This window comes from Rhodococcus sp. MEB041 (genome assembly GCF_030208955.1).
Lineage (GTDB): Bacteria > Actinomycetota > Actinomycetes > Mycobacteriales > Mycobacteriaceae > Rhodococcoides.
The window spans coordinates 343453-366692 of sequence record NZ_JARVSZ010000002.1; the positions used below are offsets into that span (position 1 = coordinate 343453).

Below are 23240 nucleotides of genomic sequence, written 5' to 3' on the forward strand. Positions count from 1 at the left end.
TCCGGGTGTCGTTCCGTCATCTCGAACCGCGAACTGGTGAGACCACCGCGCAGGTGATCCGTTTCGCGTTGTGGCCCATCGCCATCCTGACGGTCCTCAATCGCGTGATCGTCAAGGCCGTCAACGGCAACATCACCGACGATTTCCGCCCGGTCTACAACGCCGCGTTGGCATTTCTGAATCGACGCGAGGTCTACACGGCGAACTTCGACTCGGTCGACCCGCACTATCTCTATCCGCCGAGCGGGACGCTGATCATCGCGCCGCTGGCCGTACTGGACCCCGAGCGCTCGCGCTGGTTGTTCATCGGGGTCAACGCCGTCGCCGTGATCGTCGCGCTCTACCTGCTGCTGCGCATGTTCCAACTCGGCCTGTCGTCGGTGGCCGCACCGGTGGTGCTGCTCGCCGCGTTCTCCACCGAGACCGTCACCAACACACTGATCTTCACCAACATCAACGGCCTGATCCTGCTCGGCGAAGTGCTGTTCATGATGCTGCTGTTGAGGCGGCACCCGTACTGGTCCGGCGCCGCCATCGGCCTGACCATCGCCGTCAAACCGACTCTCGCACCGCTGCTTCTGCTGCCGCTCGTCCGCAAGGAGTGGCGCGTCTTCGTCACCGCCGTCGGCATCCCCGTCGTTCTGACGCTGCTCGCCCTCCCGCTGTCGGTCGACCCGATGGCCTTCGTCTCCCACACGGTGCCGTACCTCCTCGAGACGCGGGACTACTTCAACAGCGCGATCGTCGGCAACGGCCTCTACTACGGACTGCCCACCGCGCTGGTGCTCGCGCTCCGCGCCGTGTTCGCCGTGATGGTGCTCGTGTCCCTGTGGCTGCTGTGGAAGTACTACCGCCACGACGAACTGTTCTTCGTGACCACCGCGGGTGGGCTGCTGCTGGTTGCATCGTTCCTGCTCGCGTCGCTCGGCCAGATGTACTACTCGATGATGCTGTTCCCGCTGATCATGTCGGTGGTGCTGCGCAACTCGGTGATGCGCAACTGGCCGGCGTGGCTCGCCGTGTACGGGTTCCTCAGCTACGACAGCTGGCTCGTCGGCCGCTTCCCGGAGTTCGGGCGCTCCATCGAGTACCTCCGCACGACGTGGGGTTGGTCGCTGATCATCGTCGTGATCTTCGCCGTGCTCGTCGGTCGCTATCTCACCGCGCGCCGCGAGGGCCGGCTGGACGGCGGCATCGATCCGGCGTTCCTGCTCGACGAGAACCCGACCTCACCGAAGCCTGTACCTGCGACGACAGCGGGAACCGCGGCCACGCATTAGCGTGGAGGCATGAGTTCCGCACCAGAGAAGAAGCCCACGTTCGAGCTGTCCGACGACGAGTGGCGTACCAAGCTCACCGCAGCCGAGTACGCAGTGCTGCGCAAGGCCGGCACCGAGCGGCCGTTCGTCGGCGAGTACACCGACACCACCACCGAGGGCGTCTACAAGTGCCGCGCCTGTGACGCCGAACTGTTCCGCAGCACCGAGAAGTTCGAGTCCCACTGCGGGTGGCCGTCCTTCTTCGATCCCAAGGACACCGACGCCGTGATCCTGAAGGTCGACCGGTCGATGGGCATGAAGCGCACCGAGGTCCTGTGCAGCAACTGCCACAGTCACCTCGGCCACGTCTTCGAGGGCGAGGGCTACCCCACCCCGACCGATCAGCGGTACTGCATCAACTCGATCTCGCTCACGCTGGAGCCGAAGGGCTGAGTGAGCCGTAGTACCCACACTGGGACGGGTGGTAGTCGTCGAAGGACGGCGACCACCCTTCCGTGTGTGTGGAGACCAGCATGTCGAGGTAGTACTCCCATCCCGGGCCGATGTCCTCGAGGCCGTCCGTCGTCGTCAGGTGGTGCCGGAACATCAGCGTGGTCCCGTCTCCCGTGGTCCTGAGCGTCACGTCGAACGTCCACCCGTCGGACTCCAGTGCGAGATACCTCGGCGCGTCACACGCCAGGATCGTCAGGTCGGAGACGGGTGCGTTCTCCTCGAACCCCATCGTCACCCGCACGGTGCTGCCGGCTCCGGGCGTTCCCTCCCAGCTCCCGTACCACCGCGCGGTGCGCTCACTGATGGTGAGACTGTCCCAGACGTCGTCGATCGGTACGTCCAGGACGCGCTCCAGCACGAGATCGACACCCGTCTCGGCGCGCTCGAGTAGGCCGGTGGGTTCCGGGTGTGACGTCATCGGCGCATCGTACTGCGCTCTTCCTGCACACAGGCCGGGTCCGCAGGGCCGGATGTGGCGCCCCGACAGAGGTTCTGTGCAGAACGGCTCGCCGCCGCTAGTGTCGGCTCCATGCGTACCTTCACGTCCGCGGACGACATCGTGTCCGCCCTCGGCGAGACCATCGGCACCAGCGACTGGCTGGAGATCACGCAGGAGCGCGTGAACCAGTTCGCCGACGCCACCGGCGACCACCAGTGGATCCACGTGGATCCCGAGCGCGCCGCGAAGGAGAGCCCCTTCGGTGGTCCCGTCGCCCACGGGTACCTCACGCTGTCCCTGTTGCCGGCCCTGTCCTGGCAGACCTACACGGTCGAGAACTCCACGATGGGAGTCAACTACGGCAGCAACAAGGTTCGCTTCGTCAATCCTGTGCTCGTCGGGTCGCGCGTTCGTCTGACGGCCGTCCTCGCCGCAGCAGATCGGCTGGACGGCGGAGCGGTGCAGATGACCGTCGACTCGACCATCGAGATCGAGGGTGCGACGAAGCCCGCGCTGGTCGCCCAGGTCATCAGCCGCGTCTACTTCTGACGCACGTCCCCACGATCGACGAACTCCGGCTGATCGTGCGCGCGGATCGGCGGCAGTTCGCCGGTCCACTTCTGGACGTCCACCAGGACGTGCTGGCCGGTGGACCCCTGCGCGAGCGACGACGTGCCGCGGTCGGCGGTGAGCACGTTCGGGTTGCCGTGCACGCACATCGAGCGCGGGTCCGACGGATCGAGCGGGTCGTACCAGGCGCCGGTCGACAGTTGCACCACGCGCTCGCGCAGGCGATCGTCGACGACGAGCCCCGCGAGGCACGAGCCACGGTCGTTGAACACCCGCACCACGTCGCCGTCGCGGAGTCCGCGCGCTGCGGCGTCCGCGGGATGCATCCGCATCGGTTCCCGGCCCTGAATCTTCGACGCGAGGCTCACGGCCCCGTGATCGAGTTGGCTGTGTAACCGGGTCCGCGGTTGGTTCGCGATCAGGTGCAGCGGGAACGCCTGTGCGCGTTCACCGCCCAGCCACTCGTCCGGTGCGTACCACCGTGGGTGTCCCCCGCAGTCGGCGTAGCCGAACGACTCGATGTCGGCCGAGAAGATCTCGATGCGCCCGCTCGGTGTCCGCAAGGGGGCCCGCTCGGGATCGTCGCGAAAATCGGACAGCAGCGTCAGACCGTCCTCGGTGTCCATCCGGAACGTTCCCTCGGTCCAGAACTCGTCGAACACCGGCGGCGTCACCCGCCCCGCATCGGACACGAAACGTCGCCACTGGTCGTAGAGGTGCCGCAGCCAGTCCGCGGACGAGCGACCTTCCGTGAATTCGTACTCGACGCCGAGCTCTCGCGCGAGCAGCGCGAAGGTGTCGTAGTCGTCGCGGCTGTCGGCGAAGGGCGGGACGGCGGCCTGCATCGCCACGAGCAGCGGGTCGTTGCGGGTGCAGCTCAGGTCGTCGCGTTCGAGGGTCGTCGTCGACGGCACCACTAAGTCGGCGTGCCGTGCCATCGGTGTCCAGTACGGCTCGTGCACCACGATGGTCTCGGGGCGAGCCAGCGCGGTGCGCAACCGGCCGATGTCCTGGTGGTGATGGAACGGGTTGCCGCCGGCCCAGTGCAGCAGCCGGATGTCCGGATACGTCGACGCGGTGCCGTCCGCGTCGTACGGCCCACCAGGGTTCAACAGCATGTCCGAGATCGCGGCGACCGGAATCGACGTCGACACACCGTTGAGGCCCTGGGGAAGCGTGGGCAGCGGATACGGCACGGGTGCCAGGCCGGGCTCGTTCATCGACCCGTAGCCGTGGCCGAAGCCCGCGCCCGGCACACCGACGCCGCCGAGCATCGCGGCGAGCGTGAGACCCATCCACGGCGCCTGCTCCCCGTGGCGGATGCGCTGCAGTGACCAGGTGACGGTGACCAGCGTGGTGGCGCGAGCCATGCGCCGCGCCAGGGCGGTGATGTCCGACGCCGGGACGCCCGTCAGACTCTGCGCCCACTCCGGTGACTTCGGGATACCGTCCGTCTCGCCGAGCAGGTAGCGCTCGAAGACGTCGTACCCGGTGGTGTACCGCTGCAGGAACGCGGTGTCGTGCAACCCCTCCGAGGCGAGAACGTGTGCCAGCCCCAACATGAGGGCGACGTCCGACCCCGGTACGGGTGCGATCCACTCCGCCGCTCCGTCCGTGTCGTCACGCAGCGGCGAGATCGAGACGATCCGGCCGCCGCGCGCACGGAGGCGATGCAGCGCGTCGCGTGTCGGATGATCGCTGGTGCCACCGTGATTGACCGACGTGTTCTTCAGCGGAACCCCGCCGAACGCGACCAGCAGATCGGTGTGCTCGGCGATCACGTCCCACGAGGTGGAGCGCGAGAACATCTTCCAGTGCGTCCCCATGACCCGCGGCATGATCGTGCCGGTGGCGCCGAGGGAGTAGCTGCCCACCGACCGCGTGTAACCACCCAGGGTGTTCAGGAACCGGTGAACCTGACTCTGCGCGTGGTGGAACCGGCCCGCGCTGCCCCACCCGTACGACCCGCCGAAGACGGCCTCGTTGCCGTGCTCGCGCACGACTCGACGGAGCTCGCCGGCGAGCAGGGGGAGGAACTCGTCCCACTCCATCTCGACGAACGCATCGGCGCCACGCGCGGTGGACGGTCCGGGGCCGTTCTCGAGCCAGCCCCGACGCACCGCCGGTCGACGGATGCGCGAGCGATGGGTCACCGACCCGGGAACGTTGCCCAGGATCGGGGACGGATCGGCGTCGCCCGTCGGCGGACGGACCGCGACCACGTCCCGGCCGTCCGTGTCGGCGGTGTACATACCGAAGTGGGCCATGTGCTGCACCCCACGGCGCGCGGACGTCACGGCGCCCTACGCGAGCGCGAGACCGTGCGCCGCCACGGCGTCGAGCAGAGCCGACGGTCGTTCGGACGTCGGCAGTGGATCGAGCAGCGCGAAGGACATACCGAGCGCCTGCGCTCCGCCGTCGGCCTCCTCGCTGTCGCCGACCATCAGGCACGAGGCCGGGTCGACGCCCAGAGCGTCCACGGCGGAACGGAAGATCGCGGCATCGGGCTTGACGGCGCCCACCTCGAACGACAGAGCGTAGTGCGCGACGGTGTCGTGCACGCCGAGCAGATCGAACGCCGCCCGCAGATCGAACGCGATGTTGCTGACCACCGCCACGGGAACGCCGCGATCGGCGAGGCCGTGCAGCACTCGCGCCGTGTCGGGGTACGGCGTCCACGAGGACGGGTCGATCACTTTGTCGTACAACGCCTCGGCGTGCTCGACGCGGTGCACACCCGACGCCTTCAGCACTGCCAGGTAGGCGGCCCGGTGCATCGCGGGGTCGAGATCGCGAGCCTCCCAAGCCCGGTGGCCGTCGTCGTCCAGGGTGACCACCGACCCGACGGGCTGGGTCATGCGGCGCATCAACTCGGCCTGGAGATGACCGTCGATCTGCTCGTCGTCGCCGACACGCAGATCGGTGAACCAGCTCTCGTCCTCCTCGAGACGGAACAGCGTGCCGGAGAAGTCGAAGAGCACCGCTGCCGGCGTGGTCACGGTAGTGACTCGACGAGCGCCTCGACCGTCACCCGGGGTCCGCTGAAGAACGGAACTTCCTCCCGCACATGACGTCTGGCCTCGGTCGCACGCAGATCACGCATGAGGTCGACGATGCGGTCCAGCGTCGGAGCCTCGAACGCGAGAATCCACTCGTAGTCGCCCAGGGCGAACGACGGGACGGTGTTGGCGCGCACGTCCTTGTAGCCGCGTGCCGCCTTGCCGTGGTCGGCGAGCATCGTGCGACGCTCCGCGTCGGGCAGCAGGTACCAGTCGAGCGAGCGGACGAACGGGTACACGCAGATGTAGGCGCCCGGCTCCTCGCCGGCGATGAAGGCCGGGACGTGCGACTTGTTGAACTCCGCGGGGCGGTGCAACGCGGCGTTGCTCCAGAACGCGTCGCACGCGCGGCCGAGAGCCGTGGACCGACGGAAGCGCGCGTACGCCGCCTGCAGGTCCTCGATCTTCTCCGCGTGCCACCAGATCATGAAGTCGGCGTCGGCGCGCAGTCCGGCCACGTCGTAGATCCCGCGCACCACGACGTCGGTCTCGTCGAGACCGTCGAAGAACGCGCGGGCCTCGGCGAGCACCGCCTCCCGATCCTCACCGAGAGCGCCCGGCCGAGCCGTGAACACCGAGTGCATCGAGTAGCGCAACGTGGAATTGAGTGCTTCGAAATCGAGACGTGCCATGACACCCATCGTGCCACCCGGCCGTCCCGATCGGGCCGTCAGGCCAGCGCCTCCGCCAGCCGGGCCGCCGCCGCGGATGCCGTCGCGACGCATGCGGGAACTCCGACGCCGTGCAGGTACGCGCCCGCGAGTTCGAGTCGGCCCACCGCCGAGGCGGCGTCCTCGACGCGGGCCACGAGGTCGGTGTGGCCGGGGCGGTACTGCGGCAGTCCGCCGTGCCAGCGTTGCACGAACGTCGTCGTCGGCTCCTCGTCCACACCGAGCACCTCACGCAGATCCGTGCGGGCCGCCGACACCAGGTCGACGTCGGGCCGGTCGACGATGTCCGCGTCCCCGAAGCGTCCGAAGGAGACCCGCACCAGCTGGCCGCCGCGCTCGGCGAGATGCGGCCACTTGCGGCTCGACAGCGTGAATGCTTTGGCGCGCAACGGAACACCGGAGAAATCGAGCTCCCCCGTGGCGACCAGGACGCCCGAGTTCTGCGGTAGTCCCCCGTCCTCGAACCCGAGGGCCACCACTGCCGACGAGGCGAGTTCCACGTCCCCGAGTTCCCGCGCGAGTGCGGGCGCCGTGTCGAGCAGCATCGAGACCGTCTGCGGTGCGGGCGCGGCGAGGACGACGCCGTCCACCACCCCGACGCCGTCGACGTGCCACGCGCCCCGGCCGTCGGACGTCACCCGCCGCACGTCCGCGGCGACGAGTTCGGCACCGGAGGCGGCGAGCAGCGCGTCGAGAAGCACGCCGTAGCCACCGCGCAGTCCGCCGAACACCGGTCCCGGCGACGGCGTCGGGCGCGCTCGCTCGACGGCGTCCACCAGCGACGGGGCACCGGCGTCGAGGGCCGCGGCGAGAGTCGGCACCGCGGCACGGATGCTCGTGGTGACGGCCAGCCCGGAGTAGACGCCGCCCAGCAGCGGGTCGACGCTCCGCGCGGTCACCTGGGAGCCGAAGCGTTCGGACACCAGGTCACCCACCGACGCATCGTCGCCGGGCGTCCACCGCAGCGGCCGGTCACGATCGGTGTCGATGCGGCGGCACGTGGCGTCGTCGACCAGAGTCCGCACCGAGTCGGACGTGGCCGGGATGCCCATCAACGTGCCGGTCGGCAGTCCGTGCAGTGCGCCACCCGAGCGCAGGAGCGGGCGGGCGGCGGGCGACGGCCGCACGAGCTGATCGGCGAGTCCGAGCTCGTCGAGCAGAGCGGGAACCTCGGGACGACGCGCGATGAACGCCTCGGCACCGACGTCGACCGGGCCACCCGCCAGGTCCACCGACCGGAGTTTGCCCCCGATGCGCGGCGCCTTCTCGACCACCACGATCCGCGCGGCTGGTCCCAGCGACTGCCGCAGCCGGTACGCGGCCACCAGTCCGCTGATGCCCGCTCCGACGACGGCGACCGAGGTCACAGCGAGTGCACCAGCTCGACCACCGACGTCACCACGTCGGGATCGGTGGCGGGCAGGACCCCGTGGCCCAGGTTGAAGATGTGCCCGGTGGCGCCGGCCGCGAGTGCGGCGTCCGCCTCGCCCACGATGCGGGTGACCTCGCGGCGCACCGCGTCGGGGCCCGCGAACAGCACGGCGGGATCGAGATTGCCCTGCAGAGCCTTGCCCGGACCGACCCGACGAGCGGCGACGTCGAGCGGGATCCGCCAGTCGACACCGACGACGTCCGCGCCCGCCTCCCCCATCGCACCGAGCAGCTCGCCCGTCCCGACACCGAAGTGGATGCGCGGCACGCCGGCCGACGCCATGGCCTCGAACACGCGGCTGGAGTGGGGGAACACGAACTCGCGGTACTCGGCGAGTGACAGCGCCCCGGCCCACGAGTCGAAGAGCTGGACCGCGTCGACGCCGGCATCGGCCTGCGCGGTGAGGAAGGCGATGGTCATGTCGGCCAGCGACGAGAGCAATGCGTGCCACGTCTGCGGATCCGAGTGCATGAGCGCCTTGGTGCGCTCGTGGTTACGACTCGGACCGCCTTCGACCAGGTAGGACGCCAGCGTGAACGGTGCGCCCGCGAAGCCGATGAGGGGCACGTCCTTCAACTCGGCCAGGAGCAGGGAGATGGCCTTCGCGACCGGCTCGATCTGCTCCGACTGCAGGACCGGCAACGACTGCACGTCGGCCACGGACCGCACCGGGTTCGCCACGACGGGACCGGTGCCGGCCACGATCTCGAGGTCGACGCCGGCCGCCTTGAGCGGCACGACGATGTCGGAGAACAGGATCGCCGCGTCGACCCCGTGCCGCCGGACCGGCTGCATCGTGATCTCGCAGACCATCTCGGGGTCGAAGCACGAGGCGAGCATGGAGGTGCCCTCCCGCAGCGTGCGGTACTCGGGCAGCGACCGACCGGCCTGACGCATGAACCACACGGGCCGACGCGACGGCGTCCGTCCCGTCGCGGCCGCGAGGAAGGGAGCTTCGGGCAGGCTTCGACGCGGGCCGACGGCGTCAGGGATGGTGTTCATCGGCGTCCATGCTGCCAGAGACGCACACCTGCCCGGCGCGCCTCCTCCGCTGGGCCGACGGTCGCGGCTAACGTCCGCACACGTGACCACGTCCGAGAGCGCCTCGCAGCCTGCGCCCTTCCGCGCCGCCATCGACGCGATGCACCGGGCGACGGTCCACCCGAGCATCGAGGTCGGGCCTATCCGGCCTCCGCAGCGCCTGGCACCGTTCAGTTACGCACTGGGGGCCGAGGTGCGCCACTCCGAGACGGAGTCGGTGCCCGAGCAGAGCGAGGGTGACGCGTTCGGGCGTCTCATCCTGTTGTACGACCCGGACGGCGACGAGGCGTGGAACGGCACCATGCGCCTGGTCGCCTACATCCAGGCCGACGTCGACGCGTCGCTGGCGTCGGATCCGCTGCTGCCCGAGGTGGCGTGGAGTTGGCTGGTCGACGCGTTCGAGGCGCGGTCCGAGCCGCTGACGGCGCTGGGCGGCACGGTCACCTCGACGAGTTCGGTGCGGTACGGGGACATCGCCGGTCCGCCGCGTGCCCACCAGCTCGAGCTGCGGGCCTCGTGGACCGCGCTCAGCGAGGAACTGTCGGTGCACGTCGAGGCGTTCGGTGAGGTTCTCGCCTACGCCGCGGGGCTGCCCCCGGCGGGCATCACGGCGCTGGGTGCACGCGCCGACTCGGGCAGCTCCGACGCCTGATCGTCGGACAGCCTAGAGTTCGAACAATGCCCGACACGCCCGACTCGACTCCTGCCTCCTCCGGCGACACCGCCGTCGAGCCGGAGGCGACTCCCCTTCTCGCACCACGCGAGGGGGTCCCGCCGTTGACGGACACGGCGGACGCGGTGCGAGCGGCCGCGGAGCTGCTGGCGTCGGGAACCGGACCGTTGGCCGTCGACGCGGAACGCGCATCGGGTTTCCGATACTCGGCTCGCGCGTATCTGCTGCAGTTCCGTCGCCGGGGTGCGGGCACCGTCCTGCTCGATCCGATTCCGGTGGTCCGCGACGGTGGTGTCGAGGCGCTCGCGGGCTTCGCCGCCGTCGTGAACGACATGGAGTGGGTACTGCACTCCGCCGATCAGGATCTGCCGGGGCTCGCCGAGCTCGGCATGACGCCCGCGTCGCTGTACGACACGGAGCTGGCGGGCCGACTCGCCGGCTTCGACCGTGTCGGTCTGGCGGCCATCGTCGAACGGACGTTGGGCCTGTCGCTGCAGAAGGGTCACGGTGCGGCGGACTGGTCCACCCGACCGTTGCCCGACACCTGGCTCAACTACGCGGCACTCGATGTCGAGGTGCTCGTCGAGTTGCGTGACGCCATGGCCGAGGAGCTCGAGAGCCAGGGCAAGACCGACTGGGCCGCACAGGAATTCGAGTACATTCGCACCGCACCCCCGGCGCCTCCCAAGCCCGACCGCTGGCGCCGCACCTCCGGTATCCACACCATCAAGAACGCGCGGACGCTCGCCGTCGTCCGCGCGCTGTGGACCGCCCGCGACGATCTCGCGCGCCGCCGCGACATCGCGCCGAGCCGCGTCCTGCCGGACTCCGCGATCGTCGCCGCCGCGCAGAGGAACCCCGCCACGGTGTCCGAGCTGAACGCGTTGCCCGTCTTCGGCGGACCTCGTCAGCGTCGCCAGGCGCGCGTGTGGATGGACGCGATCGAGCACGCCCGCGCACTTCCCGACGATGCGCTGCCCCCGGTGACCCAGCCCTTCGTGGGGCCCCCGCCGGTCAGTCGGTGGGCGCGGCGCGATCCGGAGGCCGCCGGGCGTCTGTCCGCCGTCCGCGACGCGATGGCCGCCCTGTCCGCGGATGTCGCGATTCCCGTCGAGAACCTGCTGACTCCCGATCTCGTCCGTCGGATCTGCTGGGACCACCCCGCTCTCGTCGCGGAGTACGGGACGGACGAGGACGTGCTCGTAGACCGTTTCCTCGAGGCGCACGGGTCGCGGCCCTGGCAGCGCGAGGTGGCGGGTCCCGTCGTGGCAGCAGGCCTACGGACCGCCGAGGAGTCGAGGACGGCCGAAGTTACCGGCGAGTAGGCACGGGTTAGAGTGGGCGCGCGAGCCGGGCGTCCGGCTCGTTCCAGCGCCTGCCGGAAGGAACCATGTCTTCTCCGAAATCCGCTCCCGCTCGATCCGCGTCCAGTCGTGGCGTCGCGTTCGTCGACGGTGTTCGTACGCCGTTCGGCAAGGCCGGCCCCAAGGGTATGTACGCGGACACCCGAGCGGACGACCTCGTGGTCAAAGCGATCCGTGAACTGCTCCGCCGCAACCCCGAACTGCCACCCGAGCGCGTCGACGAGGTCGGCATCGCCGCCACGACGCAGACCGGCGACCAGGGTCTGACCATCGGCCGCACGTCGGCACTGCTCGCCGGGCTCCCCCGCAGCGTGCCCGGTTTCGCCGTCGACCGGATGTGTGCGGGTGCGATGACCGCGGTGACCACCACCGCGTCGGGCATCGGCTTCGGACAGTACGACGTCGTCATCGCCGGCGGCGTCGAGCACATGGGCCGGCACCCGATGGGCGAGGGCGTCGATCCGAACCCGCGCTTCCTGGCCGACAAGCTCGTCGACCCGAGTGCGCTCGTCATGGGCAACACGGCCGAGAACCTGCACGACCGCTACCCGTCCATCACCAAGGACCGCACGGACGCCTACGCCGTCGCGAGCCAGGAGAAGTACGACGCGGCGAAGAAGGCCGGACTCATCGGCGAGACGCTCGTTCCCGTTGCGACCAAGTCCGCCGCCGGGTGGGGCCTCGCCACCGAGGACGAACCGCCGCGCCCCGGCACGACCCTGGACGATCTGGCGAAGCTCAAGACTCCGTTCCGGCCCGCCGGACGCGTCACCGCCGGCAACGCCGCCGGACTCAACGACGGTGCGACAGCGGCGATCCTGGCCGGCGAGGACACCGCCGCGGAACTCGGCCTGAAGGTCGGGATGCGCATGGTGGGCTTCTCGTTCGCCGGCGTCGATCCGGCCGTGATGGGCATCGGTCCCGTCCCCGCCACCGAGAAGCTGCTCGGACGCACCGGCCTGTCCATCGAGGACATCGGCCTCTTCGAGATCAACGAGGCCTTCGCCATCCAGGTCCTCGCGTTCACCGAGCACTTCGGTATCGCCGACGACGACGCCCGGATCAACCAGTGGGGCGGCGCCATCGCCTGCGGCCATCCCCTCGCGTCCTCGGGCGTTCGACTGATGACCCAGCTCAGCCGGCAGTTCGCCACTCGCCCCGATGTCCGCTACGGCCTCACCACCATGTGCATCGGCCTCGGCATGGGCGGCAGCGTCATCTGGGAAAATCCCGCCTACGACGGAAGCAAGTGATTGCCATGACTTCTGCCTTCTCCGATGAAGTGGTGACCCACGCGTTCACCAGGATCGTCACCGTGCCCGGCCTCGACGGCCCGGTCGCCATCGTCACGCTCGACAACGGCTTCGACCACACCAAGCCGTCCACCTTCGGACCCGCCGGACTCACCGAGCTCGATGCGGCACTGGACGCGGCCTACGCGGCGAATCCGGTGGCCGTCGCGGTGACCGGGAAGCCGTTCATCTTCGCCGTCGGCGCGGACCTCAACGGTGTGCCGAACATCTCCGACCGCGCCGTCGCGCTGGAGATCGGCACGTTGGGGCACAAGGTGTTCCGCCGCCTGCGTGAGTCCACGGTGCCCACGTTCGCGTTCGTCAACGGCGCCGCTCTGGGCGGTGGACTCGAGATCGCGCTGCACTGCCACTACCGCACCGTCGCGGACAACGCTGCGGCACTGGGGCTCCCGGAGACATTCCTGGGCCTCGTTCCCGGCTGGGGCGGAACGCAGTTGCTGCCCAACCTGATCGGGCCGGCCAATGCCGTCACCGTGGTGATCGAGAACGCGCTCAACCAGAACCGCATGCTGAAGCCCGCGGACGCGCAGAAGCTCGGAATCGCCGACGAGGTCTTCGGCGGCGCCGACTTCCTCGAACAGTCGCTGCTGTGGGCCGCGAAGGTCGTCTCCGGTGACGTCACCCCCGCCCGCCCCGACATCGATCGCGGCCAGGGCTGGGACGACGCGATCGCGCGCGCGAAGGCCATCGTGTCCGGCAAGACGGGAGACCACGCACCGGGACCGGTGCGCGCCGTGCAGCTGCTGGAGCTGGCGAAGTCGACCGACATCACCGACTCCGCGTCGCTCGACGCCGCCTTCGCTGCCGAGGACGAGGCGCTGGCCGACCTTCTCATGGCCGACGAACTGCGGGCCGGGCTCTACGCCTTCGACCTCGTGCAGAAGCGTGCCAAGCGGCCTGCCGGAGCGCCCGACAAGTCCCTCGCCCGGAAGGTCACCGGCGTCGGCATCGTGGGCGCCGGCCTCATGGCCAGCCAGCTCGCCCTGCTGTTCGTACGTCAGTTGAAGGTGCCGGTGATCCTCACCGACATCGACCAGGAGCGCATCGACAAGGGCGTCGGCTACGTTCACGCCGAGATCGACAAGCTGCAGGGCAAGAAGCGACTCTCCCCCGACGCGGCGAACCGTCTCAAGGCGTTGGTGTCCGGATCGCTCGACAAGTCCGCATTCGCGACGACCGACTGGGTCATCGAGGCAGTGTTCGAGAACCTCGACGTGAAGAAGAAGGTCTTCGCCGAGCTCGAGGAGTTCGTCTCCCCCGAGACAATCCTCGCGACGAACACGTCGTCGCTGTCGATCACCCGCATGGCGGCGGAGCTGAAGCACCCCGAGCGGGTCGTCGGATTCCACTTCTTCAACCCCGTGGCCGTTCTTCCGCTGCTGGAGATCGTCCGCGGCGAGAAGACCGACGATGCCACGCTCGCAACAGCATTCGCGACGGCGAAGTCTCTGAAGAAGTCGGCCGTGCTGATCGCCGACAAGCCCGGCTTCGTCTTCAACCGCTTGCTCACCCGCGCCCTCGGCGAGGTCATGAACGCGATCGACGAGGGCACGCCCTTCGACGTCGCGGACAACGCCATCAGCGAGCTCGGCATGCCGATGAGCCCGCTCACGCTGCTCTCGCTCGTCGGCCCCGCCGTCGCACTGCACACCGGCGAGACCATGGCCGAGTACTACCCGGAGCGCTTCCACGACTCCCCCGGCCTGCAGGCGATGGTCGCGAACAAGAAGTCCGCGGTGTGGACCTACGGCGCCGACGGAGCCAAGACCGTCGACCCCGAGATCGCCGATCTGTGGCCGCAGGGCGACTCACCGTCGACGGCCGAGCAGGTGCTCGATCGCACCCGCCGCGCCTTCGCGGAGGAGATCGACATCATGCTGCAGGAAGGCGTCGTCGCGGCCGCTCAGGACATCGACCTCTGCCTGATCCTCGGCGGCGGCTTCGGGTTCTGGAACGGCGGCATCGTGCCGTACCTCGATCGCACCGGCACCTCCGAGGCCGTCACCGGTCACCGGTTCCTCGACAAAGGTGTCGCCAGCGTGTGATGGGGCTGCGCCCTCGTGCGCCCTTTGCGCATCCCTGGATACGCGAAGGGCGCACGGGGCCGGAGGCCGTACATAGGTTAGGCTAACCATGTGAAACGCTCTCGCCTTCTCCCCGCCGTCGCGGCCACCGCCGCGCTCGCCCTCGTCGCCGGATGTTCGTCCGATGCCGACTCCGACGCGCCCGCCGCCGCGTCGGGTGGCGCGTTCCCCGTCACCATCGACCACGCCTTCGGTTCGACCACCATCGACGCCGCACCGGAGCGCATCGTCACGATGGGCTGGAACGCGCAGGACATCCTGGGCGCCCTCGACATCACGCCCGTCGGCCAGCCGAAGTACACCTACGGTGCCGACGAGAACGGTGTGATGCCGTGGGCGCAGGAGTTCTACGACGCGGACGCCACCACCCTGTACGAGGATCCGGCTGCGGGTGAGCCCGACGTCGAGGCCCTCGCGACCCTGGCGCCCGATCTGGTGCTCGCGCCCTACGAGGGTTTCCCGCAGTCGTACTACGACACGTTGTCCGCTGTCTCGCCCGTCGTCGCCTACCCCGGTGAGGCCTGGCAGACGACGTGGCAGGACCAGACCACGATGATCGGTGAGGCAGTCGGGAAGCCCACGGAGGCACAGGCTCTCATCGACGGTATGGGCCAGCGGCTCGCCTCGGAGGCCGAGGCCAATCCGGAGTTCGCGGGCAAGACCGTCGCGGTGGTGAACCTGGACACGGACGCCGGTCAGGCGAACGTCTACATGCCGTCCGATCCACGCGTGCAGGTTCTCAACGAGATGGGTTTCGTCAACGCCCCCGGCGTCGTGGCACTCGACGAGGCCGACTCCGCGGACACCTTCTTCTCCACCGTGTCACTGGAGAACGTGCAGAGCTTCGACGCCGACGTGATCGTCGCGTTCACTCCGGAGGGCTTCGACCTCGCCTCGGTTCCGGCTGTGGCGACGCTGCCCGCGATCGCCTCCGGATCCGCGGTCGCGCTCAGTGACAAGCAGGTCATCGCCGGTCTGAGCAACGTCAACCCGGTGAGCACCCCGTGGGTACTCGACCGGATCCTCCCGCAGTTGAAGGACGCCGCCACCAAGGCGACATAGCGACCGTCAGATGTCGCCGGGCCGGTGTGCGATCCATCCGCGCACCCGGCCGGCGATGTCCGACGGGGTGAGGCCGATGTCGGCGTGAATGCGATCCCGCGAGCTGTGGTCCAGGAACTGCTGTGGCACACCGAGATCCCGACAGGGGACGTCGACGCCGCCGGCGCGCAGGGCAGCCGACACGGATGCACCGATGCCGCCGTGCAGACCGCTGTCCTCGAGCGTGACCACCAGACGGAAGTCCGCGGCGAGCTTCACGAGCGAGTCCGGAACGGGCAGCACCCACCGCGGATCGACGACCGTGGCCGAGACACCGTCCGCGGCGAGTTCTCGCGCCGTGTCCAGTGCCAACGACGCGAACGGACCGACGGCGACGAGGAGTACGTCCGACTCCCCCTCGGGCTCGTGCAGCACGTCGACGGAGTCGTCCAGACGCCGCACCGCCTCGATGTCGTCGGGGATGGCGCCCTTGGGGAAGCGCAGCGCGGTGGGACCGTCGGACACCGCGAGTGCCTCGGCGAGTTCCTCGCGCAGGGTCGCTCCGTCGCGAGGCGCCGCCACGCGCATGTTCGGCACGATGCCGAGCAGCGACATGTCCCACATGCCGTTGTGGCTTGCGCCGTCCGATCCGGTGACCCCGGCGCGATCGAGCACCAGGGTGACCGGCAGGTTCAGTAGTGCCACGTCCATCAGCAGCTGGTCGAACGCCCGATTGAGGAACGTCGAGTAGATCGCCACCACGGGATGTAGACCACCGAGTGCGAGACCGGCGGCGGACGTGAGCGCGTGCTGCTCGGCGATGCCCACGTCGAAGAAACGGTCCGGGAACACCTCGCCGAACGCGGCGAGCCCGGTGGGTCCGGCCATCGCGGCGGTGATGGCCACGACGTCCTCGCGGTCGGTTCCCAGGGCGATGAGTTGACGGGAGAACTCCGACGTCCAGTCCGGGGCCGCGACGCTGGTCGCCAGGCCGGTGAGCGGGTCGATGACTCCCGTCGAGTGCATCTGGTCGGCGACGTCGTTCTCGGCGAACGAGTAGCCCATGCCCTTGCGCGTCACCGCGTGGACGATGACCGGCCCGCCGAAGGCCTTCGCGCGGCGCAGCGCCGATTCCAGAGCCGCCTGATCGTGTCCGTCGACCGGACCGAGGTACTTGATGCCCAGATCGGTGAACATGACCTGCGGGCTGATCGCGTCCTTCAGGCCGGCCTTCATGCCGTGCAACATGGCGTACGCGGCCGACCCGACCACGGGCAGGTTCTTCACCATGTGACGGCCGGTGTCCAGCGCGCGTTCGTAGTTGGGCTGCAGGCGCAGCGTCGCGAGATGGTCGGCGAGGCCGCCGATGGTCGGCGAGTAGGAGCGACCGTTGTCGTTCACGACGATCACGACGGAACGATCCTTGCCGGCCGCGATGTTGTTGAGCGCCTCCCAGCACATGCCACCGGTGAGGGCCCCGTCCCCGACGACCGCGACGACGTGACGATCGCCGCGCCCGGTCAGCTCGAAGGCCTTGGCGAGGCCGTCGGCGTAGGAGAGGGATGCCGACGCGTGCGAGGACTCGACCCAGTCGTGCTCGCTCTCGCTGCGGGACGGGTAGCCGGACAGCCCACCCTCCTTGCGCAGAGAGTCGAAGCGGTCCGCTCGACCGGTGACCATCTTGTGCACGTACGCCTGGTGGCCGGTGTCGAAGATCACCGGGTCACGAGGCGAGTCGAACACGCGGTGGATGGCCAGAGTCAGCTCGACGACACCGAGATTGGGTCCGAGGTGGCCACCCGTGGCAGACACCTTCTCGACCAGGAACCGACGGATCTCGTCCGCCAGTTCGGCCAGCTCCACCGGGCCGAGGGCACGCAGGTCGCTGGGCTCGTGCACGCCGTCCAGAACACCCAACGAAATCGCTCCCCTCCGAAGATTGCCTTGTCGTCCGTCGTGCCGTGAGGCACTCGGACAGGCCAGTTCGGACAAGTCTACGTGGACCCGGATCGGCGGGTTACCGTACGAGCGCCGAGCCGCGGCACAGAATCGAGAGAGTGGTGACGATGACCGACGTCGTGCAGGAGATTCTGGAGGAGGTCCACGCGCTGTGTGTGGCGGACACCTCCGGTGGCGTCGCCGACTACATCCCCGAACTGGCGGCCGCGAACCCCGATCGCTTCGGTATCTGTCTCACGACGGCCGACGGCCACGTGTACCAGGTGGGCGACACGGACGTGCCCTTCACGATCCAGTCGGTGTCCAAACCGTTCACCTATGCCCTCGCTCTCACCGATCGCGGCGAGACCGCGGTGGCCCGCAAGATCGACGTGGAGCCGTCCGGTGAGCCGTTCAACGAGATCAGCCTCGACCCCGTCACCGAGCGCCCGCGCAACCCGATGATCAACGCGGGCGCCATCACCTCCGCGTCGCTGGTGCGAGGCGCGACGCCCGACGAGCAGTTCGAACGGATCCGGGCCTCGTTCTCGCGGTACGCGGGACGCGAACTCGCCATGAACGCCGCCGTGCACGCCTCCGAATCACGCACCGGCCATCGCAACCGCGCCATCGGCCACATGCTGCGCTCCTTCGGCATCGTCGAGGGCGATCCCGACGCGATGGTCGATCTCTACTTCCGCCAGTGCTCGCTGGACGTCACGTGCCGCGACATCGGCGTCATGGCGGCGACCCTCGCCAACAACGGCCTCAACCCGTGTACCGACGTCCGAGCCCTCGAACCGGTGCTCGTCGAGCGTGTGCTGAGCGTCATGACGACGTGCGGCATGTACGACGGAGCCGGCGACTGGGTCAACCGCGTCGGACTCCCCGCCAAGAGCGGTGTCGCCGGTGCGGTGCTCGCGGTCCTGCCCGGTCAGCTCGGTATCTCGGTGTTCTCACCCAGACTCGACGCCCACGGCAACAGCGTGCGCGGAGTCAAGGCGTGCCGCGAGCTGTCCTCGCGCCTCGAACTGCACTTCCTCCACGTCGGCCGGGCCGCACGCAGCGCCGTGCGCGCCGAGTACACCGTCGCCGACTCCCCCTCGCGTCGCCGGCGCACCGCCGCCGAACAGGAGACGCTCGCCGCGCGGGGACGCCGAGTCCGCGTCTTCGAACTGCACGGCGATCTGCTGTTCTCCGCAGCGGAGAGCGTCGTGCGCGCGGTGTCCACGGCCGTCGACCACGGCGCCGACGACGGGAGCGCACTCGACGGCGTGATCCTGGACATGCGTCGGGTCGACGAGGTGAGCGACGTCGCCCGCTCGATGCTGGACACCCTCGCCGCCGGGCTCCGCCGACAGGGTTGTGCCGCCGTCCTGGTCGATCCCCGAGCTGCGATGGCGCACACCGTGTCGTCCCTGTCCGAACACGACGGCAGTGGCCGGGTCTTCGACGATCTGGACTCCGCACTGCGCTGGGGCGAGGACACCGTCCTCGACCGGTGGTGCGGCGGCGCACGGCAACCCACGGAGGTGACGGTCGATCAGCACCCGATCGTCACCGCGCTGGACGAGGCCCACCGCGATGCGATCACCTCCCGCACGACGGACGCGCAGTACAGCGCAGGCAGCGTCATCGCCGAGGTCGGTGACGTGTCACTGGGTCTGGTGATGGTGCTGTCCGGCCGCGTCGCGGTCGACTTCATCGGCGCGGACGGCCGGGCCCGCGCCGTGTCGACGCTGTCCGCCGGCATGAGTTTCGGTGAGATGCCGTTGGTCCGGCGCTCGCGCTTCGGGCTCCGCATCACCGCGGTGAAGGACACCACGGTCGCGATCCTCGGCCCGAAGGACTTCGACGCGCTGACCGAGAGCAACCCCGCTGCGAAGACAGCCTTGCTGGAGGTGCTTCTCGATCGCGCGTACGAGCAGGCCGAGTCGATCGTCGCCGCACTGCGCCGTTCCGGCGTCGTCTGAGCCGGCGGCTGCGCTCAGGCGTCGAGCGTGACCGCGGCGATGGGCGTGGTGGTGGGTGCGTCCGAACCGCTCTCGGGCTCGACCGTCACCGCCCACGTGGTCGCGTCGCTCAAGCCTGTGACGACGTGCTCGCGAGCGGGCGTGGCGGCATCGGCGGGGACGAGACCTGCCGGGCGCGGCGCGGGATCCTCTCCGATGAGCCACATCTCGAACACCTTGCCGTCGCCGGGCTCCGCGAGCCCGTCGAGCGTGACCACGGCGGCGTCCTGCGAGCGCGACCAGCGCACGGTGGCGGTACCGCCACCCTCGACCTCGACGGTGCTGGTCCTGATGTCACCGGCCGCAAGCACCTGCGACGTGGGCGACGACGGTGCGTCTCCCAACTGCTGCGTGACCACGGCGCCGCCCACTCCGACGATCACGACGGCCGCCGCGGCTGCCGCGAGCACGCGCAGGCGTGTGCGGCGGCGATCGTCGAGCGACACCACCGGAGCGACCGGAGCGTCGTCGATCGGATCGGCCAGTGGCCGGGCATCACCCTGCGGAGTGCTCTCCACCGCGGCGAGAATGCTCGCACGCAACGACGAGGGCGGTTCCGCGGCCGTGGACGACGCGCTGAGCGCCATCGTCTCGTCGACCGACTCGACGATGCTCTCGAACCACGACCGCGTCGCCGCGTCCGACTGCGCGAGCCTGCGTTCGATGTCCGCCCTCTCGGCGGGGTCGATCGCGTCCAGTGCGTAGGCGTAGGCGTCGTCCACCACGCTGTCGTTCATCTCGTTCACGTCCCGCATCGCATCCTGCTCCGACACGTCGTCGGGTGCGGACGCGTCGTCATGGCGGCGATGGCGACCTTCTCCGTCACTCACCGGTCTCCACCCCCAGACAATTCTTCAACTTGATCAGACCGTCCCGGATCCGGGACTTCACGGTGGGAACGGCCACGCCCAGGCGCTCGGCCACTTCCCGATACGTCAACCCGCTGTAGTACGCCATCCGTACCGATTCGCGTTGGGTCTCCGTCAGCGTGTCCAGGCATCGGACCACCGACTCCGACTCCAGGGTCTGGGTGACGGATTCGAGGACCTCGTCGTGCGCGGGACTGTGGGTCGAGGAGCCGTAGAGCGCCTCGCGATCCGTGCCGGACTGCTCCGACCGGACACGGTCGACGGCGCGGCGATGCGCCAACGTCATCATCCAGGCGAGCGGAGACCCCTGCGCGGGGTCGTATCGGTCGGCCGTCTTCCAGATCTGCAGGAACACCTCCTGCGCGGTCTCCTCGCTGAACCCGGGATCGCGCAGCACACGCAGCACCATGCCGAACACCCGAGACGAGGTCGCGTCGTACAGATCGGCGAACGCTCGGCGGTCACCGGTGGCGACACGTGCGAGCAACGCACGCAGTTCGTCGGCCTCGGCGACACGCCGACGCTTGAGGTCGGGATCGGGAACGGGGCACGACGGATCGGCGGTGTCGTCCGGGGCGCGTCGGTGCCGAGGCTCGCCGGCGCTCGGGTCGGCTGCGCTCGTACCTCCGGCGCTCACAGACCCCCACCTCGCTGCGAGACGTTCATCGTCGAGTTCATCGACCATGAGACTAGTGGCCATCGTCGTCATATCCTCACCCCCTCGGCGATCGTGGTCCTGCGCGTCGCGGTCCTGGCGTACACGCCACCGGATCATGGCGGCCACGCCGCCGGGCAATGGCGCCCACGCCACGGGCAATGGCGCCCACGCCACGGCGCGAACATCGTGCAGGAATCATTCGTCACCGGGGCGTGAGTGGATCGGTGACCGGCGTCTCCGGCGAAAAACCCGTTGCGGACCTGCAATGACTGCGGGACGCTCGTCGCACCGGATCGGACGATCCGGACATACCGATGAGATCGTGGCGGATCAGGAGTCAGCACTCACATGACGACACATGACGGGAAGGCCGGAGGCCGGCCGCCGACGGACGGGAAGGCCGGGAAGGCCGGAGGCCGGCCGCCGACGGACGGGAAGGCCGGAGGCCGGCCGCTGGAGGACGGGAAGGCCGGAGGCCGGCCGCCGACGGACGGGAAGGCCGGAAGCCTGGCGATCGAGGCGGTCGGTCTGGTGAAGAGGTTCGGGGACACCGTGGCGGTGGACGGCGTGGATCTCGCCGTCCCGCGGGGCGGTGTCTACGGGGTGCTGGGGCCGAACGGGGCCGGCAAGACCACGACGATGCGCATGTTGGCGACGTTGACCGGCATCGACGGCGGGTCGGCCCGCGTGCTCGGCCACGACGTGGCGACGGAGTCCGACGCGGTGCGGTCGAAGGTGGCGCTCACGGGCCAGTTCGCTTCGCTGGACGAGGACCTGACCGGAGTGGAGAACCTGGTGCTCCTCTCGCGGCTGTACGGGTTCTCGCGCCCGGCGTCGCGGGAGCGTGCCGATCTGCTGTTGGGCGTCTTCGATCTGGTGGAGGCCGGCGGCAAGCAGGTCAAGGCGTACTCCGGCGGTATGCGGCGCCGCCTCGACATCGCGGCGAGTCTGGTGGTCACGCCGGAGCTGATGTTCCTGGACGAGCCGACCACGGGTCTCGATCCCCGCAGCCGCAACCAGGTGTGGGAGATCGTGCGCTCCCTGGTCGAAGGCGGCACGACGGTCCTGCTCACCACGCAGTACCTCGACGAGGCCGATCAGTTGGCCGACCGGGTGGCAGTCATCGACCGGGGCCGCGTGATCGCCGAGGGCACCACCGGTCAGCTCAAGGCATCGGTCGGCTCGGGGTCGCTGCACGTCCGCGTCGCGGAACAGTCGCGCCGCGACGACGCCGCCGACGTCCTGCGCGCGACCCTGCACACCGACGTGACTCTCGAGTCCGATCCCTTCGCCGTCACAGCGCTGGTCGACGACACCGCCCTGGTGGCCCGCGCACTCGCGACGCTGTCGGACGACGGCATCGGCGTCACCACCTACGCCCTCGGGCAACCCAGCCTGGACGAGGTGTTCCTGGCACTGACCGGACGAACGACAGAACTGGAGGCGTCCTGAGAATGACCACCACCAACTCCCCCACCGCCGCGACGGGCACCGCGCAGCCGACCATCGCCGAGTTGCTCCGCGACTCCGGTCCCCGTCCCGATCGACCGTCGTCGATGTCGGCGGCGCTCTCGTTCGGGTGGCGAGCGCTGCTGAAGATCAAGCACGTCCCCGAGCAGCTGTTCGACGTGACCATGTTCCCGGTCATGTTCACGCTGATGTTCACGTTCTTGTTCGGCGGCGCGTTGGCGGGCTCGACCAGTGCCTACATCCAGTTCCTGCTGCCGGGCATCCTGGTGCAGACCGTCGTCATGATCACGATGTACACGGGTCTGACCTTGAACAAAGACATCGAGAAGGGCGTCTTCGATCGGTTCCGGTCGCTGCCCATCTGGCGGCCGGCGCCGTTGGTCGGCGCCCTGCTCGGAGACGTGGTCCGCTACACCCTCGCCTCGACGATCGTGCTCGTGCTGGGTCTCGCGCTGGGCTTCCGGCCGGCGGGCGGCGTGCTCGGCGTGCTGGCGTCGGTGGCGTTGCTGCTGGCGTTCTCGTTCTGCGTCTCGTGGGTGTGGACGATGTTCGCGCTGATGCTGCGCAGCGAGACCGCGGTGATGAGCGTGTCCATGCTCGTGCTGTTCCCGCTGACCTTCGCCAGCAACATCTTCGTCGACCCGACGACGATGCCCGGGTGGCTGCAGGCGTTCGTGTCGGTCAATCCGGTGTCGCATCTGGTGACGACGCTGCGCGGCTTCGCCGACGGTGTGCTCGAGACGGACGCGCTGATGTGGACCGGCATCTGGTCCGTCGGACTGCTGGCGGTGTTCGGACCGATCACGATGCGCCTGTACAACGCCAAGTGACGCG

The 23240-nt window shown here is 69.3% G+C and carries 20 protein-coding genes; 11 read left to right on the forward strand and 9 right to left on the reverse strand.

All coding sequences use genetic code 11. The annotated features are described in order from the left end of the window. The first annotated feature begins 5 nt into the window (after positions 1-5). Both QRN16_RS05580 and msrB read left to right on the forward strand, forming a co-directional pair. Positions 6-1280 carry a glycosyltransferase family 87 protein gene (locus QRN16_RS05580; protein WP_285185033.1) on the forward strand — a complete coding sequence of 425 codons (1275 nt, stop codon included), beginning with the start codon at positions 6-8 and terminating at the stop codon, positions 1278-1280. Between the two features lie 9 nt (positions 1281-1289). Then, the gene (gene msrB, locus QRN16_RS05585; protein WP_027505209.1) at positions 1290-1712 is read left to right on the forward strand and encodes a peptide-methionine (R)-S-oxide reductase MsrB; all 423 of its coding nucleotides are present in this window, start codon (positions 1290-1292) and stop codon (positions 1710-1712) included. On the opposite strand, the gene QRN16_RS05590 is transcribed toward msrB, so the two are convergent. Further along, complete coding sequence (locus tag QRN16_RS05590; RefSeq protein WP_285185034.1) at positions 1690-2190, reverse strand: SRPBCC domain-containing protein; 501 nt, start codon at positions 2188-2190, stop codon at positions 1690-1692. The two genes, msrB and QRN16_RS05590, sit on opposite strands and share 23 nt — an antisense overlap. A 111-nt stretch (positions 2191-2301) precedes the next feature. Between QRN16_RS05590 and QRN16_RS05595 the strand changes: the two genes are divergently transcribed. Continuing rightward, on the forward strand, positions 2302-2760 hold the full coding sequence (locus tag QRN16_RS05595; RefSeq protein WP_056444801.1) for a MaoC family dehydratase: 459 nt from the start codon (positions 2302-2304) through the stop codon (positions 2758-2760). Here QRN16_RS05595 and QRN16_RS05600 read toward each other — a convergent pair. The 5 genes from QRN16_RS05600 to hemE are packed head-to-tail and all read right to left on the reverse strand — an operon-like array spanning position 2751 to position 8945. Then, a complete protein-coding gene (locus QRN16_RS05600; RefSeq protein WP_285185035.1) occupies positions 2751-5048 on the reverse strand; it encodes a molybdopterin-dependent oxidoreductase in 2298 nt (765 codons plus the stop codon). The genes QRN16_RS05595 and QRN16_RS05600 overlap by 10 nt on opposite strands. Before the next feature lie 36 nt (positions 5049-5084). Next, on the reverse strand, positions 5085-5780 hold the full coding sequence (locus QRN16_RS05605) for an HAD family hydrolase (RefSeq protein WP_037185352.1): 696 nt from the start codon (positions 5778-5780) through the stop codon (positions 5085-5087). Next, a complete protein-coding gene (gene hemQ / locus QRN16_RS05610; protein ID WP_027505205.1) occupies positions 5777-6472 on the reverse strand; it encodes a hydrogen peroxide-dependent heme synthase in 696 nt (231 codons plus the stop codon). The genes QRN16_RS05605 and hemQ overlap by 4 nt, the downstream gene beginning before the upstream one ends. Before the next feature lie 38 nt (positions 6473-6510). Continuing rightward, positions 6511-7878 carry a protoporphyrinogen oxidase gene (locus tag QRN16_RS05615; RefSeq protein WP_285185036.1) on the reverse strand — a complete coding sequence of 456 codons (1368 nt, stop codon included), beginning with the start codon at positions 7876-7878 and terminating at the stop codon, positions 6511-6513. Then, positions 7875-8945 (reverse strand): uroporphyrinogen decarboxylase, encoded by a 1071-nt coding sequence (gene hemE, locus QRN16_RS05620; protein WP_027505203.1) that lies wholly within the window; start codon positions 8943-8945, stop codon positions 7875-7877. The genes QRN16_RS05615 and hemE overlap by 4 nt, the downstream gene beginning before the upstream one ends. 82 nt (positions 8946-9027) lie before the next feature. On the opposite strand from hemE, the gene QRN16_RS05625 reads away from it, so the two are divergent. The 5 genes from QRN16_RS05625 to QRN16_RS05645 all read left to right on the forward strand — a co-directional run bounded on the left by QRN16_RS05625 (position 9028) and on the right by QRN16_RS05645 (position 15480). Further along, entirely contained in the window at positions 9028-9636 is a 609-nt protein-coding gene (locus QRN16_RS05625; protein ID WP_027505202.1) for a DUF3000 domain-containing protein, read from the forward strand. A gap of 26 nt (positions 9637-9662) precedes the next feature. Further along, positions 9663-10982 carry an HRDC domain-containing protein gene (locus tag QRN16_RS05630; protein WP_222637625.1) on the forward strand — a complete coding sequence of 440 codons (1320 nt, stop codon included), beginning with the start codon at positions 9663-9665 and terminating at the stop codon, positions 10980-10982. A 65-nt stretch (positions 10983-11047) separates the two neighbouring features. Next, positions 11048-12274 carry a thiolase family protein gene (locus tag QRN16_RS05635; protein ID WP_027505200.1) on the forward strand — a complete coding sequence of 409 codons (1227 nt, stop codon included), beginning with the start codon at positions 11048-11050 and terminating at the stop codon, positions 12272-12274. A gap of 5 nt (positions 12275-12279) precedes the next feature. Further along, a complete protein-coding gene (locus QRN16_RS05640; protein WP_027505199.1) occupies positions 12280-14379 on the forward strand; it encodes a 3-hydroxyacyl-CoA dehydrogenase NAD-binding domain-containing protein in 2100 nt (699 codons plus the stop codon). Between the two features lie 90 nt (positions 14380-14469). After that, positions 14470-15480 carry an iron-siderophore ABC transporter substrate-binding protein gene (locus QRN16_RS05645; protein WP_285185037.1) on the forward strand — a complete coding sequence of 337 codons (1011 nt, stop codon included), beginning with the start codon at positions 14470-14472 and terminating at the stop codon, positions 15478-15480. Between the two features lie 6 nt (positions 15481-15486). Here the strand turns inward: QRN16_RS05645 and dxs are convergent, their stop codons facing one another. Then, positions 15487-17376 carry a 1-deoxy-D-xylulose-5-phosphate synthase gene (gene dxs / locus QRN16_RS05650; RefSeq protein WP_027505197.1) on the reverse strand — a complete coding sequence of 630 codons (1890 nt, stop codon included), beginning with the start codon at positions 17374-17376 and terminating at the stop codon, positions 15487-15489. A gap of 149 nt (positions 17377-17525) precedes the next feature. Here dxs and glsA point away from each other — a divergent pair, with 149 nt between their 5' ends. Continuing rightward, entirely contained in the window at positions 17526-19370 is a 1845-nt protein-coding gene (gene glsA / locus QRN16_RS05655; RefSeq protein WP_285185038.1) for a glutaminase A, read from the forward strand. Positions 19371-19384: 14 nt separating this feature from the next. On the opposite strand, the gene QRN16_RS05660 is transcribed toward glsA, so the two are convergent. Together QRN16_RS05660 and QRN16_RS05665 are read right to left on the reverse strand one after the other, a co-directional pair. After that, on the reverse strand, positions 19385-20239 hold the full coding sequence (locus QRN16_RS05660) for an anti-sigma factor (protein ID WP_285185039.1): 855 nt from the start codon (positions 20237-20239) through the stop codon (positions 19385-19387). Then, a complete protein-coding gene (locus tag QRN16_RS05665) occupies positions 20232-20915 on the reverse strand; it encodes a sigma-70 family RNA polymerase sigma factor (protein WP_268788561.1) in 684 nt (227 codons plus the stop codon). The genes QRN16_RS05660 and QRN16_RS05665 overlap by 8 nt, the downstream gene beginning before the upstream one ends. A 369-nt stretch (positions 20916-21284) precedes the next feature. Here QRN16_RS05665 and QRN16_RS05670 point away from each other — a divergent pair, with 369 nt between their 5' ends. Both QRN16_RS05670 and QRN16_RS05675 read left to right on the forward strand, forming a co-directional pair. Next, a complete protein-coding gene (locus QRN16_RS05670) occupies positions 21285-22388 on the forward strand; it encodes an ATP-binding cassette domain-containing protein (protein ID WP_285185040.1) in 1104 nt (367 codons plus the stop codon). A gap of 2 nt (positions 22389-22390) precedes the next feature. Continuing rightward, the gene (locus QRN16_RS05675; protein WP_056444823.1) at positions 22391-23236 is read left to right on the forward strand and encodes an ABC transporter permease; all 846 of its coding nucleotides are present in this window, start codon (positions 22391-22393) and stop codon (positions 23234-23236) included. The last annotated feature ends 4 nt before the right edge of the window (positions 23237-23240 follow it).